The sequence below is a fragment of the Polynucleobacter sp. MWH-Spelu-300-X4 genome (genome assembly GCF_018687515.1).
Taxonomy (GTDB): Bacteria; Pseudomonadota; Gammaproteobacteria; order Burkholderiales; family Burkholderiaceae; genus Polynucleobacter.
Window position 1 is genome coordinate 1 of sequence record NZ_CP061294.1, and the last position, 14,393, is coordinate 14,393.

Here is a 14,393-nt window from a genome sequence, read left to right on the forward strand (position 1 = left end):
TAACTTTTCGAAGCATCTACAATCGCTTCGTGAATATGAATACTTTGACAAATTCCTCGTTAAATACAGAAACAAACCTTGAAGCATTTTGGGAGTTTGTGACCAGCTCTTTCTCTAAAGAGCTTTCCCCGCAACAGTTTAAAACGTGGATTAAACCTCTTTTTGCGCTTTCTTTTAATACAAATACCAATGTATTAGAGTTAGCCGCCCCTAATCGATTTAAGTTAGATTGGGCAAAAAACCAATTTAATCAAAGATTTATTGATGTTTCTAGCCACTATTTTAATAAACCCGTTACGGTTGATTGGGTTTTAGATCCAAAAATAAAGTTAGTTAATACAGAAGATAAACAATCTGAATTTATTTCTGAAAGTGTTTCTTCTGGCGAATTAAGAATAAATGCTCAAAGCAACAATCATGATGAGGGTGCGTCAGATCAACTAGAGGTTCCAAGTATTGGTATTGATGGAAGGTCGCGACTCAATCCTGCGCTAACTTTTGATAGCTTTGTAACGGGTAAGGCCAATCAATTAGCTAGGGCGGCAGCAATACAAGTTGCTAATAATCCTGGCGCCTCATATAACCCTATGTATTTATATGGTGGAGTTGGCCTTGGTAAAACACATTTGATTCATGCCATTGGCAATCATTTGCTACAAGAAAAACCTAACGCAAAAATTAGGTACATTCATGCTGAACAATATGTGTCTGATGTGGTTAAAGCCTATCAGCAGAAGTCTTTTGATAAATTTAAGCAGTATTACCACTCTTTAGACCTCTTGTTGATTGATGATATTCAGTTTTTTGCTGGAAAACCTAGGTCTCAAGAAGAGTTCTTTTATGCTTTTGAAGCCTTAACTGCGAACAAATCTCAAGTCATCATGACAAGCGACACCTATCCTAAAGAGATTTCAGGTATTGATGAGCGCCTTATTTCACGATTTGATTCTGGTTTAACTGTTGCCATTGAGCCGCCAGAGCTGGAAATGCGCGTTGCTATTTTGATGAAAAAAGCCTTAACAGAAGGACTTCCTCTATCAGAAGACGTTGCTTTCTTTGTCGCCAAACATTTGCGCTCAAACGTTAGAGAGCTTGAAGGTGCGCTTAGAAAGATATTGGCCTATGTTAGGTTCCATGGCAAAGAGATCACTATTGATGTGGCTCGAGAAGCCTTAAAAGATCTACTCTCTGTTCAAAACCGGCAAATTTCAGTAGAGAATATTCAAAAAACTGTAGCGGACTTTTATAATATAAAAGTTGCTGACATGTACTCAAAAAAACGTCCAGCAAACATTGCAAGACCAAGACAAATTGCCATGTATATTGCGAAGGAACTAACTCAAAAAAGTTTGCCTGAAATCGGTGAGTTATTTGGGGGTAGAGACCACACAACCGTATTGCATGCAGTTAGAAAAATTACAGAAGAACGAGCTAGGGACAACCAACTTAACCATGAATTACACGTACTAGAACAGTCGTTAAAAAACTGATTTCTCCTTGTGGAAATCTTTGTGGATAAATCATGTATAAGTATGGGAATAAGTAGATGAATAGTGTGTTGATAGTTTGTGGATAATCAAGCTATTCACGAAAAGAAGGAAAAGTTATTAAACCTTATCCTATAGGTATCCAAAAGATATCCACAGGGTATTGTAGGATGTAAAATACTGATTAATAAATGTTTTTTTAGTTTTCCACAGAATTTAAGCAACTCTATTACTACTACTATAGATATATATAAATAAATAAACAATTACAGGAATAAGAACATGGAGCTGGTCAGCACTTCAAGAGACAAATTGTTAAAACCATTGCAGCTAGTTAGCGGCATTGTTGAACGTCGACATACGCTTCCAATCTTAGCTAACTTATTGTTTAAAAAAAATGGTAACGCTGTTTCTTTAATTTCTACAGACATTGAAATACAAATTACAACGCATGCAGATTTTGGTATTGGTTCTGATAATCTAAGTACAACTGTTGGTGCAAGAAAACTTGTTGATATTTTGAGGGCCTTACCAGAAGGTCCAATGAATCTATCTTTAAAAGATGGAAAGATGGTTGTTCAGAGTGGTAAGAGTCGTTTTACTTTACAAACTTTGGCTGCAAATGAATTTCCAATCATGTCTGAGTCATCTGATGTTTCAGCTAGTTGGGAGATTTCTCAAAAATCTTTAAAACAATTGATCAGTCAAGTTCATTTTGCGATGGCGCAACAAGACATTCGTTATTACTTAAACGGTATGTTGTTAGTTGTTGAAGGACAAAAAATTATTGCAGTAGCCACAGACGGGCATCGTTTAGCGTATAGCCATATCAATTTAGATAAAGCGCCAACGGGTAATGGTCAAAAACAGGAAGTAATTATTCCTCGTAAAACAATTCTCGAACTTCAACATTTGTTAGATGATTCTGATGAACCGGTGGTTGTTTCTTTGGCAACAAATCAAATTAAATTTAATTTTGGTGATGTTGAGTTGTTATCAAAATTAGTAGAAGGTAAGTTTCCAGACTTCCAAAGAGTTATCCCTAAAGGGCAAAACAACACATTAGTTGTTAGTAGAGAAGCACTGCAAGCATCATTGCAACGCGCTGCCATTTTGACAACGGATAAATTTAAAGGTGTTAGATGTGTATTGTCTGAGAATTGTTTAACAATTCAATCAACAAACGCAGAGCAAGAAGAGGCTCAAGAAGATATTGAAACAGAATATCAAGGAGAGAAAATTGATATTGGGTTTAATGTTTCCTACTTGTTAGATGTTTTAGCTAACTTGAAGAATGATTCAATCCAAATTAGTTTGGGTGATTCAAATAGTAGTGCAGTTATCACCCTTCCAGGACAAGAAGGCTTCAAGTACGTAGTTATGCCGATGCGCATTTAATAGATAGTTATATTGGAAAAGAATTAATCAATGACACTTGAAGTAAAAACACCAGAACAACAATACGGCGCATCATCTATTCAAATTCTTGAGGGATTAGAGGCTGTTCGTAAAAGACCCGGCATGTACATTGGAGATACCTCTGATGGAACAGGTCTTCATCATTTAGTTTTTGAGGTTTTAGACAACTCAATTGACGAGGCATTAGCCGGACATTGTTCAGAAATTCAAGTAACTATTCATTCCGATAATTCAATTTCTATTATCGACAATGGTCGTGGTGTACCAACAGGTATTAAATACGACGATAAACATGATCCAAAGAGAAGTGCTGCTGAAATTGTTATGACAGAACTTCACGCTGGTGGTAAGTTTGACCAAAACAGTTATAAAGTTTCTGGCGGTCTACATGGCGTGGGTGTTAGTTGTGTTAACGCACTTTCTAAGTGGTTAAGATTAACGGTTAAGCGTGATGGCAAAGTTCATTTCATGGAATTTGCTAGAGGTGTGGCACAAAACCGTAACTTGGTTGAAGAAAACGGTGATATGACATCACCAATTAAAGTTATTGGTGATACAGATAAACGTGGCACTGAAGTTCATTTCTTAGCAGATGAAGAAATTTTTGGAAATATTGAATATCACTACGAAATTCTTTCGAAGCGTATTCGCGAATTATCTTTCTTAAATAACGGTGTTCATATTCGCTTAACAGATCAAAGATCTGGAAAAGAAGAAGATTTCGCATTCTCTGGTGGTGTTAAAGGTTTCGTTGATTACATCAATAAAACTAAAACAGTTTTACACCCAAATATTTTTTACGCTGAAGGTGAACGTCCTTCAGATTTAGGCGGTCAAATTACTGCTGAAGTTGCCATGCAATGGAATGATGGCTTTAATGAACAAGTATTGTGTTTTACTAACAACATTCCTCAACGTGATGGCGGAACTCATTTAACTGGTTTAAGAGCGGCGATGACTCGAGTTATCAATAAATATATTGATGAAGAGGAACTCGCCAAAAAAGCTAAGGTTGAAATTACTGGCGATGATATGCGCGAAGGCTTAACTTGCGTATTGTCTGTTAAGGTGCCAGAACCAAAGTTTTCTAGTCAAACAAAAGATAAATTAGTTTCTAGTGAAGTGCGTGGTCCGGTAGAAGAAATCGTTAGCACATTGTTAACGGATTATTTACAAGAAAATCCACAAGACGCAAAAATTATTTGCGGAAAAATTATTGAAGCTGCTAGAGCTCGTGAAGCTGCTAGAAAAGCACGCGATATGACTCGTCGCAAGGGCTTATTAGATGGTTTGGGTTTGCCAGGAAAATTGGCGGATTGCCAAGAAAAAGATCCTGCTAATTCTGAATTGTTTATTGTCGAGGGCGATTCTGCGGGCGGCTCAGCTAAGCAAGGTCGTGATAGAAAGTTTCAGGCAATTTTGCCGTTAAAAGGAAAAATCCTTAACGTTGAAAAAGCACGCTTTGACAAAATGTTAAGCAGCCAAGAAGTTGTAACGCTTATTACCGCCCTTGGAACAGGCATTGGCAAGGAAGAATATAACGCTGATAAATTGCGTTATCACCGAATTATTATCATGACCGACGCGGACGTTGATGGTAGCCATATTAGAACTTTGTTATTAACGTTCTTCTACCGTCAAATGCCAGAATTATTAGAGCGCGGCCATATTTATATTGCTCAGCCACCACTTTACAAAGTGAAGCAAGGCAAAAATGAACAATACATTAAAGATGATGTTGCTTTAAACGCTTATTTGTTAAAGCTAGCATTAGAAAATGCAAGCATTGTTCTATCTGATGGAAAAGTAATTGATAACACTAGATTAGCTAGTTTGTCGGATGACTATCAAACAATTCAAAGTATCGTTGATCGCTTATCTAAAACAATGGATGAAGGCGCATTACGTGCGATTGCTAATGGTGTTCGTTTAGATTTGGATACTGAAGCAGCAGCGAATGTCTCGGCTGAGGGGTTAAAAGGCTATTTTGCTAATTTAGATTCTCGTTTGGCGCGTCCAGAAATCATTGTTCAGAAAGATGAAAGAACAGAGCGTTTTAGATTGATGATTTCACGCAGAGTACATGGCAACACAAAGATCTCTGTGCTTGATTCAGACTTTGTCCATGGTGCCGATTATGGTTCTTTAGCTAGAGCATCTGAAGCGTTAACCAATGTTTTGGGTACGGGAGCTATTGTTAAGCGTGGAGATAGTGAGAAAAATACCAAAGAAGCATCGGTAAAAGATTTCCGTGAGGCGATGGAATGGTTGCTTGCTGAGGCTGAGCGAGGCGTAAGCCGTCAACGCTATAAGGGTCTTGGTGAAATGAACCCAGAGCAACTCTGGGAAACAACCATGGATACTAATACTCGTACGCTTTTAAAAGTAAACATTGAAGACGCAATTAGTGCAGATCAAGTATTTACAACTTTAATGGGCGATGAGGTGGAACCTCGCCGTCAATTTATTGAAACTAACGCGTTAATTGCTAGAAATATTGATGTCTAAAAAAAATAAAGCAGCTGATTTAATTAAAGTTAAGCAGTCTTCGGTTCACGGTAAAGGTGTATTTGCGATTGTAGATATACCCAAGAAAACAAAAATTATTGAATACACGGGTGAGCGTATTTCTTGGGATGTCGCACTTGATCGCCATCCGCATGATCCTAAGCAGCCTAACCACACTTTTTATTTTGGATTAGATGATGGTAGTGTTATTGATGCCAAATTTGGTGGCAATGCTGCTATGTGGGTTAATCATTCGTGCGCGCCGAACTGTAAAGCTATAGAAGAAGATGTTGGTAAGAAGTCGAGAGTTTTTTTGTACAGCAAAAAAAATATTAAGGCCGGGGAAGAGCTTTTTTATGACTATGGTCTAGAAGTTGAGGGCAAACTTACCAAGAAATTAAAAAAAGATTATGAATGTCGTTGCGGCAGCAAAAATTGCCGCGGCACAATGCTGGCAGTCTAAGAAAATTTATGCTCTTTATTTCTATACAGGACTTAGAGGCGGCAATTAATTATTGGCGTGAGCGCTCGCCGGCCACGGGTGAAGCTCTAGAGCTTTGCAAAGAGGCCTCAGCCCTCGCAAACATATATGCGTTAATGATTATTCAATCTGCGCAAAGAGTTCCTCTTGAAAATTTAAGTGAGCGAGCTCGTTTAGCTTGGGATGCATATCTTTTAAACAAGGATCAAGATGTCACAAATAAATGATGAGCAAATAGATCACGGGGCATATGACTATATTGTTGTAGGAGCTGGTAGTGCTGGCTGTGTATTAGCAAATCGTTTGACGCAAAATCCCAAAAATAATGTTTTATTAATTGATGCCGGTGCCAAAGATGATTACCTTTGGATTCATATTCCGGTTGGTTATTTATATTGCATTAACAATCCTAAAACGGACTGGATGTTTAAAACAGCCGCGCAGTCTTCTTTGAATGGCAAATCTTTGATTTACCCAAGGGGAAAAGTTTTAGGTGGCTCATCTTCGATTAACGGCATGATTTATATGCGTGGCCAAGCGCAAGACTATGATGCTTGGGCAAATGCAACCGGTGATTATTCGTGGAAATGGGATTCTGTTTTACCGTATTTTAAAAAAATGGAAGACCATCATCTAGGCGCCAATGAGTTTCATGGAAGTGGCGGCGAGTGGCGAGTAGATAAACAAAGATTAAGTTGGAAAGTTTTAGATATTTTTAAACAGGCTGCTGCAGAAACGGGTATTCCTGCTACAGAGGACTTTAATCGCGGGAATAATTTTGGCGTATCTTATTTTGAGGTAACCCAAAAAAATGGTTGGCGCTTAAATACAGCGCGTGCTTTTATTAAGCCAGCGGCGCGAAGAGAAAACTTAACCCTTATTACAGGTGCTACGGTAGATAAGCTGCTATTTGAAGGCTCGCGCTGCACGGGTATTCAATTTGTTGGTGGTGACAAAGCGCATATTGCTCGCGTTAACAAAGAGGTGTTGTTATCAGCAGGTGCGATTGGTAGCGTGCAAATCCTAGAGCGCTCAGGCGTTGGACAAGAAGATCGTTTAAAAGCATTAGATATTCCGGTTATTAAAAATTTACCTGGTGTGGGCGAGAATCTGCAAGACCATTTACAAATTAGGATGGTTTATAAAGTATCGGGCTTATTAACACTTAATAAGTTGGCGTCACATATTTGGGGCAAGTTGTTCATTGGGCTTCAATACTTATTTGCTCGCAAAGGACCCATGTCAATGGCGCCCTCTCAGCTTGGTGCTTTTGCATATAGCTCAGAAAAAGTTGATCGCCCGGACCTTGAATATCACGTTCAACCCCTTTCTTTAGAAAAGTTTGGCGACCCATTGCATACATTTAATGCTTTTACAGCGAGTGTGTGTAATTTAAGACCAAGCTCAAGAGGGTCTGTACATATTGTTTCTAAAGACTTAAGTGCGCCTCCTGTCATTGATCCTAATTATTTATCGACAGAAGAAGATAAAAGAGTTGCTATCGAGTCTGTTGAAGTAACTCGCAAAATAATGCGAGCCGCTGCATTTAAATCATTTACTCCAGAAGAATATAAGCCTGGCTCTGAAGTAACTGGTGATGCAGAGTTGCTGCAAAAAATTGGCGATATTGGGACCACCATATTTCATCCGGTTGGCACATGCAAAATGGGTAAACCAGAGGACCCCACTGCGGTTGTTGATTCTGATTTAAAAGTTATAGGTCTTCAGGGGTTGCGAGTGGCTGATGCTAGTGTGATGCCAACGATTGTTTCGGGAAATACTGCTGCGCCAACAATGATGATTGCTGAAAAGTTGGCAGCCCAATTGTTAGCCGAAGCTAAGTGATCGAAACAGATTTTTTCTCTTTAACAACAGCATTTTTGGCTGTTGCTGCTTTAGCTGCTGGCTTTATTGATGCCGTTGCTGGTGGCGGTGGCCTTATCCAAGTTCCTGCCCTCTTTGCTGCAAGTCCTTCAAGTTTTCCCGCTACTTTATTGGGAACCAACAAGGTAGCCTCTATTGGCGGGACGTTAATTGCTGCTAAAAGATATTTAAAATCAGTTAAATTACCTTATAATATTGTAACTCCGGCCATCTTGTCGTCATTCGTAGGTGCGTTTGCTGGCGCTTGGGTCGTTAAGGGTATTTCTGTTGCGGCATTTAAGATTTTCTTACCCGTTATTTTGGCTGCCCTATTAATTTATACCGTGATGCAACGCTCAATCGGGCTGGTGCATTTACCTAAGTCGGCTGGACGAGGTCAGGTAATAAAGGCGCTTCTTTTGGGTGGCGGCATTGGTTTTTATGATGGTATTTTTGGTCCAGGAACTGGAAGCTTTTTATTAATTGGTTTCATTAGGATATTTGGCTTTGATTTTTTGCATGCATCGGCCGCAACAAAGCTGATAAATGCCACAACTAATTTAGCCGCCATTTTATTATTTGCCTCTTTTGGCCATGTTTATTGGGGGCTTGGCTTTGCCATGATGCTTATGAATATGTTGGGCAGTTATTTTGGGACCCATTTTGCGCTTAAGCATGGCAACGAGTTTGTGCGAAAGATTTTTATATGGGTGGTTTTAGCCTTAATTGTTAAGACTGCCTATGATGCGATTTCTTATTGGGTTCTTCGGTAAGCTGTTGTTTCACGTGAAACACAATAAATAACGTTTTTAAAGATTGAGCTGTTTTCTAGGGGGTGATATCATCGCCGCCCTAGCTAGGTATTTTTCAATGGATTTTCCAGATAAATTTAACGTCATAGTAATTGGTGGTGGACACGCCGGGTGCGAAGCTGCATTAGCCGCATCTCGCATGGGTTGTCGCACCCTTCTTTTGACTCACAGTATTGAAACTTTGGGGGCAATGAGTTGCAACCCCTCAATTGGTGGTATTGGCAAAGGCCATCTAGTTAAAGAGATTGATGCCATGGGCGGTGCGATGGCTCAGGTGACGGATCGAGCAGGTATTCAGTTCCGTATATTAAATTCAAGCAAGGGACCCGCGGTGCGGGCAACTCGTGCGCAAGCTGACCGGGTTTTATATAAAGCAGCCATGCGGGATTTGCTTGAAAACCAAGAAAATTTGACTATATTCCAAGCTGCTGTGGATGATTTAATTGTTGTTGGAGATAAGGTCTGCGGCGCCGTAACTCAGCTTGGTCTTAGATTCATGGCCGACAAGGTCGTTCTGACTGCTGGAACTTTTTTAGATGGCAAAATTCACGTTGGCCTAGATAATCACTCTGGCGGTCGTGCTGGTGACCCTGCGGCTGTCCGTTTATCGGCAAGGTTAAAAGAGTTAAAGTTACCTCAGGGTCGATTAAAAACAGGAACACCTCCGCGGATTGACGGACGAACGATTGATTTTTCTGTCATGCAAGAGCAGCCGGGAGACTTAGACCCGCTTCCTGTGTTTTCTTATTTGGGTCGACCAGAGCATCATCCTCAACAGCTTCCCTGTTGGATTACCCATACTAATAGCAAAACTCACGACATTATTCGTGGGGGGCTTGATCGCTCACCTATGTATACAGGTGTTATAGAGGGCGTTGGGCCAAGATACTGCCCATCAATCGAAGACAAGATACATCGTTTTTCTGGAAAAGATAGTCATCAGATATTTTTAGAGCCAGAAGGCCTTACGACGAATGAGTTTTACCCTAACGGAATTTCTACCAGTTTGCCCTTTGATGTTCAATGGGACTTAGTGCGCAGCATTCGCGGTTTAGAAAATGCCATGATCGTGCGCCCCGGCTATGCGATTGAGTATGATTATTATGACCCTAGGGGATTAAATCCTAGCCTTGAAACGAAGGTTATTAGCGGCTTGTTCTTTGCTGGACAAATTAATGGCACAACTGGATATGAAGAGGCAGCCGCCCAAGGTTTATTGGCGGGCATTAATGCTGCGTTAAGCGCTCAAGGGCGACCAGCTTGGTATCCAAAGCGAGATCAAGCCTATCTTGGTGTTTTGGTAGATGATTTGATTACAAGAGGGGTGCAAGAGCCCTACCGTATGTTTACAAGCCGAGCTGAATATAGGCTGAGCTTGCGTGAGGACAACGCTGATACTCGTTTAACAGAGATTGGGCGCGAGTTAGGCTTGGTAGATGATCGTCGTTGGGACTTTTTCTGTAGAAAACAAGATGCTGTTTCACGTGAAACAGAAAGATTAAAAACAACTTGGGTTAATCCGAAGGTTTTAGATGCTAATGATTCAATGGAATTATTGGGTCAAGTTATAACCCACGAATACAATTTAGCTGATTTATTACGCCGCCCTTCTCTAACTTATGCTCATTTAATGGGTGCATTGGGCGGTCGTTGGGCTCCAGAAACACTGGCAGAAGATATTGTTTTAAATGATCAAATTGCTGAACAAGTTGAAATAAGTATTAAATATCAAGGCTATATTGATCGTCAGGCAGTAGAGATTGCTCGTCATTCATATTATGAAGACATGGAGCTTTCTCAGTCTTTAGATTATTCGCAGGTACTTGGTTTGTCGATGGAGGTTCGCCAAAAGCTTAACCTTCACAAACCTTCAACACTCGGCCAGGCCTCAAGAATATCTGGCGTGACCCCTGCGGCGATTTCTTTGCTATTAATTCATTTAAAAAAGGGGCTGGGTCGTCGCCCGGCTGAAGTGAATTAATGGAGACCTCCTCAGTAGAGCACCTTAGGTTAATCTTAAAAAAAGGTGTAGATCAGCTTAACTTAATACTTGATGATTCAGTGCTGGATGGTTTATTAAGTTATATCACTGAATTCCAGCGTTGGAATAAAACACACAACCTTTCCTCCATCCATTCTTTAGAAGAGTCGATGTCTTTACATCTATTAGATTCTTTGGCAGTTTTGCCCTATCTTGATGATTTTGTTAAAGAAAATTTTTCTGATGGGGGGAAATTTAGCATCGCAGACCTAGGAACTGGTGGTGGTTTGCCAGGGTTACCTATTGCCATTTGTAGACCATCTTGGACAGTCTATTTAATGGAAGCTGTGCAAAAGAAAACAGTTTTTTTAGAGCATATCGTTATGCGTCAAAACTTAAAAAATGCTGTTGTTTGTTCGGGGCGCATTGAAGATACCTCAAAACCGCTCAATAAATCTATAAGCTGTTGTATTTCAAGGGCTTTTTCTGATTTTGGTAAATTTATTCATTTGTCTGAACCCATGTTGACGAAGGGTGGTGTCGTATGGGCTATGAAGGCTAAATTATTAGATGAGGATTTAAAAACCATTCCTAATAATTGGGAAATTCAGGCAAATCATCAGTTACACATTCCGGGGTTAGATGCACAGAGGCGACTTTTTAAGTTAGCGGCCGTGAGAGAATCCCATTCCTAACCAATTTAACTTATAAAAATAATGGCTAAAATTTTTTGCGTGGCAAATCAAAAGGGTGGCGTTGGAAAAACGACCACAACAGTTAATTTGGCTGCTGGATTGGCTGCGCAAAATCAACGCGTTTTAGTGGTGGACTTAGACCCTCAGGGCAACGCGACGATGGGCTCTGGTATCGACAAAATGTCTTTATCCCAGAGTGTTTATCACGTGTTAATTGGTCTGGCTGATATTTCCTTAGTTAAAGTTAAGTCAGAGACAGGTGGCTATGATGTTCTGCCCGCTAACCGCGAATTAGCTGGTGCGGAGGTTGAGCTTGTGGAGATGGATGAACGCGAAGAGCGCTTAAAGCAAGCTTTAAATAAAGTAGGCGGTGACTATGATTTTGTTTTGATTGATTGCCCGCCGGCTCTATCGCTTTTAACCTTAAATGGACTGTGTGCCGCTAATGGTGTAATTGTGCCAATGCAGTGCGAGTACTTCGCTCTAGAAGGCTTATCGGACTTGGTTAATACGATCAAACAAGTACATGCTAATTTGAATCCTAATTTAACAATTATTGGTCTGTTGCGCGTTATGTTTGATCCAAGGACGACTCTGCAACAACAAGTGTCAGAGCAGTTAATTGCGCACTTTGGCGATAAGGTATTTCAAACAATTATTCCAAGAAATGTACGTTTAGCCGAGGCGCCCTCTTATGGGATGCCTGGCGTAACTTTTGATAAAAACTCGCGCGGCGCCCAAGCATATGTCCAGTTTGGGGCGGAAATGATTGAGCGCGTTAAAACAATGTAATGAAGGTACGTTATGAATGCAATTAAGAAAAAAGGGCTGGGCCGCGGGTTAGAGGCTTTGCTGGGGGCGAACGAGAAAGCCGGCGGGCAAAGCGCGGGCGTGGCGACATTAAAGCTATCAGCATTGCAGGCGGGCAAGTATCAACCAAGAAAAAATATGGCTGATGCGGCTTTGATGGAGTTGGCTGAAAGCATTAAAGAGCAAGGAATTATGCAACCCCTTTTGGTTCGCCTTGTTTCCCCTGGAAAATATGAAATTATTGCGGGTGAGCGTCGCTTTAGGGCGGCTACGCTTGCGGGTTTAACGGAAGTTCCTGTTTTAATTAAAGAGGCTAATGATCAGGCTACCGCAGCCATGGCTCTTATTGAGAATATGCAGCGGGAAGATTTAAACCCGATAGAAGAAGCTCAAGGGTTGGCTAGATTGATTGAGGAATTTTCATATACCCATGACAAAGCGGCCCAAGCGGTTGGCAAGTCTAGAAGTGCTGTAAGTAATTTATTACGCCTAATGCAATTGGCCAAGCCCGTCCAGGCTATGTTGGCAAAGGGTGAGTTAGACATGGGGCACGCCAGAGCTTTGGTGCCGCTTCAGCCAGCAGCCCAAGTTGGGCTAGCTCAAAAGATAGCTGCCCAAGGGCTTTCTGTTCGGGATGCTGAGAAGATGGCCACTCAGTTTGCTCTTGGTAAGGCTGGGCCGGCAAAAGTTAAAACGCCAGTAAAAGTTGATCCTGACTTAAAAAGTATTCAAGAGCGTTTATCCGATGCCTTAAATTTGGCTGTTGAAATTAAAGAAAAGCGTAAAGGTGGCGAAATTAAGATCAAATTCAGCCAATTTGATGAGTTAGATGCATTTTTTAAGCGTTTAGGGCTGGATTAATCGGTATTTTTTCTGAATTGCATTGACCCCAACATGGTGAATTCTGTAAAATCTTCGAGCTTTGTCACAGATGAGCAAGCAAAGACGTCGGTTATAAAAAATACTAGCTGGGATAATGACTTAGAAGACTCTGAAGAGTTTAAAAAGCCGTTATCTAGAACGGAATTAGAGAGCCTTTTGGGGGCCAATGCTCTAAAACCTAGCAGAGTAACTATTAGACGGATTTTGTTGATGCAGGTGGTTGTAACTTTGGTGTCCGGCATAGCTTGGTCAGCAAAGGGTAAGCCGTTTAGCCTAGACTCTCCGGCCATATCGGCTGTACTTGGAGGGTTGGCTGCTTTGGTGCCTGCCCTATTGTTCGCTTTGCGAACGCGGGTCATGACAGGCGGTGTAAATGTTGCAGGAGCCTCAATTTTGGCGCTTGTGACTGGCGAGTTATTAAAGATCATTGCAACGGTTGCAATGTTCATTCTGGTGGTAGTTTTTTACCCTGGATTAGTTTGGTTTCCGCTGTTGTTAACTTATGTATTGGCGTTAAAGTGTTATTGGTTAGCGTGGATGCTTAAGTGACAAGAGCTAGATAAGGATAGAGGGAAGTTAACGATGTCAACAGAAGTAGCAGGCGGCGCACAAGTCCTAACACCTACTGAATATATTGCGGAGCATTTGCAAAACTTAAATACTTTGCATGCTAAGCAAGAAGCTATTGTTGATTTTTCAGTTATTAACTTAGATACAGTATTTTGGTCTCTATTAATGGGGCTAATTGTTGTTGGCTTTTTGCTATTTGCTGCACGCAGAGCAACAGCAGGTGTTCCTGGTCGTTTCCAAGCAATGGTGGAAATGTTGGTTGAGTTGGTAGAAACTCAATCTAAGAGCATTGTTCATGGCGACCGTAGCTTTATCGCTCCGTTAGCGCTTTTTGTGTTTTGCTGGATTATCTTGTTAAACACACTAGACTTGGTGCCTGTAGATTGGGTGCATGGCGTGAATGGTTTCTTGGCTAATTTTGGTGGCGTGCATGTTCCGCACCACAAGTTAGTTCCAACAACAGATTTGAATGGCACATTGGGCATGTCTATGTCTGTATTAGTGCTTATGATTTTTTATAGCTTCAAAGCTAAAGGTGTGGGCGGTTTTGTGCACGAGTTACTTTCTGCCCCATTTGGCGCAAAGTGGTACCTAGCGCCATTTAACCTTGTTTTAAACATTATTGAATTTATTGCTAAAGCCGTGTCATTGGGTATGCGACTTTTCGGCAACATGTATGCAGGCGAATTAGTATTCTTGCTAATTGCTCTGTTAGGCGGCATCTGGCAGTTTGGTGTCGACTTATCTTTCTTAGGCTTCGTTGGTCATGTTATTGCCGGTGCAGCCTGGGCTATTTTCCACATTTTGGTTATTTTGTTGCAGGCCTTTATTTTCATGATGTTGACTTTGGTTTACATCGGGCAAGCGCATAGTCACCACTAATTT

Annotated in this window: 13 protein-coding genes; all 13 read left to right on the forward strand. The window is 40.9% G+C overall.

What is annotated here, in order from left to right:
- Nucleotides 1-98 precede the first annotated feature (98 nt).
- The 13 genes from dnaA (at nt 99) to atpB (ending at nt 14,390) form a co-directional block, all read left to right on the forward strand.
- Complete coding sequence (gene dnaA, locus ICV01_RS00005; protein ID WP_371817481.1) at nt 99-1,490, forward strand: chromosomal replication initiator protein DnaA; 1,392 nt, start codon at nt 99-101, stop codon at nt 1,488-1,490.
- Nucleotides 1,491-1,769: 279 nt separating this feature from the next.
- A complete protein-coding gene (dnaN, locus tag ICV01_RS00010) occupies nt 1,770-2,885 on the forward strand; it encodes a DNA polymerase III subunit beta (protein WP_215287643.1) in 1,116 nt (371 codons plus the stop codon).
- A gap of 30 nt (nt 2,886-2,915) precedes the next feature.
- Entirely contained in the window at nt 2,916-5,414 is a 2,499-nt protein-coding gene (gene gyrB, locus ICV01_RS00015; RefSeq protein WP_215287645.1) for a DNA topoisomerase (ATP-hydrolyzing) subunit B, read from the forward strand.
- Nucleotides 5,407-5,877: an SET domain-containing protein gene (locus ICV01_RS00020; protein WP_215287647.1), complete on the forward strand. Its 471-nt coding sequence runs from the start codon at nt 5,407-5,409 to the stop codon at nt 5,875-5,877. The genes gyrB and ICV01_RS00020 overlap by 8 nt, the downstream gene beginning before the upstream one ends.
- Before the next feature lie 8 nt (nt 5,878-5,885).
- A complete protein-coding gene (locus ICV01_RS00025) occupies nt 5,886-6,122 on the forward strand; it encodes a DUF3717 domain-containing protein (RefSeq protein WP_215287648.1) in 237 nt (78 codons plus the stop codon).
- The gene (locus ICV01_RS00030) at nt 6,106-7,740 is read left to right on the forward strand and encodes a GMC family oxidoreductase (RefSeq protein WP_215287649.1); all 1,635 of its coding nucleotides are present in this window, start codon (nt 6,106-6,108) and stop codon (nt 7,738-7,740) included. The genes ICV01_RS00025 and ICV01_RS00030 overlap by 17 nt, the downstream gene beginning before the upstream one ends.
- Nucleotides 7,737-8,531: a TSUP family transporter gene (locus tag ICV01_RS00035; RefSeq protein ID WP_251369354.1), complete on the forward strand. Its 795-nt coding sequence runs from the start codon at nt 7,737-7,739 to the stop codon at nt 8,529-8,531. The genes ICV01_RS00030 and ICV01_RS00035 overlap by 4 nt, the downstream gene beginning before the upstream one ends.
- 97 nt (nt 8,532-8,628) lie before the next feature.
- On the forward strand, nt 8,629-10,551 hold the full coding sequence (gene mnmG / locus ICV01_RS00040) for a tRNA uridine-5-carboxymethylaminomethyl(34) synthesis enzyme MnmG (protein WP_215287650.1): 1,923 nt from the start codon (nt 8,629-8,631) through the stop codon (nt 10,549-10,551).
- Complete coding sequence (gene rsmG / locus ICV01_RS00045; protein WP_215287651.1) at nt 10,551-11,246, forward strand: 16S rRNA (guanine(527)-N(7))-methyltransferase RsmG; 696 nt, start codon at nt 10,551-10,553, stop codon at nt 11,244-11,246. The genes mnmG and rsmG overlap by 1 nt, the downstream gene beginning before the upstream one ends.
- A gap of 21 nt (nt 11,247-11,267) precedes the next feature.
- The gene (locus ICV01_RS00050) at nt 11,268-12,038 is read left to right on the forward strand and encodes a ParA family protein (protein WP_215287652.1); all 771 of its coding nucleotides are present in this window, start codon (nt 11,268-11,270) and stop codon (nt 12,036-12,038) included.
- Between the two features lie 12 nt (nt 12,039-12,050).
- A complete protein-coding gene (locus ICV01_RS00055; RefSeq protein WP_215287653.1) occupies nt 12,051-12,917 on the forward strand; it encodes a ParB/RepB/Spo0J family partition protein in 867 nt (288 codons plus the stop codon).
- 33 nt (nt 12,918-12,950) lie between these two features.
- On the forward strand, nt 12,951-13,487 hold the full coding sequence (locus ICV01_RS00060; protein ID WP_215287654.1) for an ATP synthase subunit I: 537 nt from the start codon (nt 12,951-12,953) through the stop codon (nt 13,485-13,487).
- Between the two features lie 33 nt (nt 13,488-13,520).
- A complete protein-coding gene (atpB, locus tag ICV01_RS00065) occupies nt 13,521-14,390 on the forward strand; it encodes a F0F1 ATP synthase subunit A (protein WP_215287655.1) in 870 nt (289 codons plus the stop codon).
- Nucleotides 14,391-14,393 lie beyond the last annotated feature (3 nt).

Bases quoted from the DNA above. Each gene is read 5' to 3' on its own strand.
- ICV01_RS00060 (WP_215287654.1), top strand. From the start codon at position 12,951: ATGGTGAATTCTGTAAAATCTTCGAGCTTTGTCACAGATGAGCAAGCA.
- ICV01_RS00020 (WP_215287647.1), top strand. From the start codon at position 5,407: ATGTCTAAAAAAAATAAAGCAGCTGATTTAATTAAAGTTAAGCAGTCT.
- dnaN (WP_215287643.1), top strand. From the start codon at position 1,770: ATGGAGCTGGTCAGCACTTCAAGAGACAAATTGTTAAAACCATTGCAG.
- mnmG (WP_215287650.1), top strand. From the start codon at position 8,629: ATGGATTTTCCAGATAAATTTAACGTCATAGTAATTGGTGGTGGACAC.
- atpB (WP_215287655.1), top strand. From the start codon at position 13,521: ATGTCAACAGAAGTAGCAGGCGGCGCACAAGTCCTAACACCTACTGAA.
- gyrB (WP_215287645.1), top strand. From the start codon at position 2,916: ATGACACTTGAAGTAAAAACACCAGAACAACAATACGGCGCATCATCT.
- ICV01_RS00025 (WP_215287648.1), top strand. From the start codon at position 5,886: ATGCTCTTTATTTCTATACAGGACTTAGAGGCGGCAATTAATTATTGG.
- ICV01_RS00030 (WP_215287649.1), top strand. From the start codon at position 6,106: ATGTCACAAATAAATGATGAGCAAATAGATCACGGGGCATATGACTAT.
- ICV01_RS00050 (WP_215287652.1), top strand. From the start codon at position 11,268: ATGGCTAAAATTTTTTGCGTGGCAAATCAAAAGGGTGGCGTTGGAAAA.
- ICV01_RS00055 (WP_215287653.1), top strand. From the start codon at position 12,051: ATGAATGCAATTAAGAAAAAAGGGCTGGGCCGCGGGTTAGAGGCTTTG.
- rsmG (WP_215287651.1), top strand. From the start codon at position 10,551: ATGGAGACCTCCTCAGTAGAGCACCTTAGGTTAATCTTAAAAAAAGGT.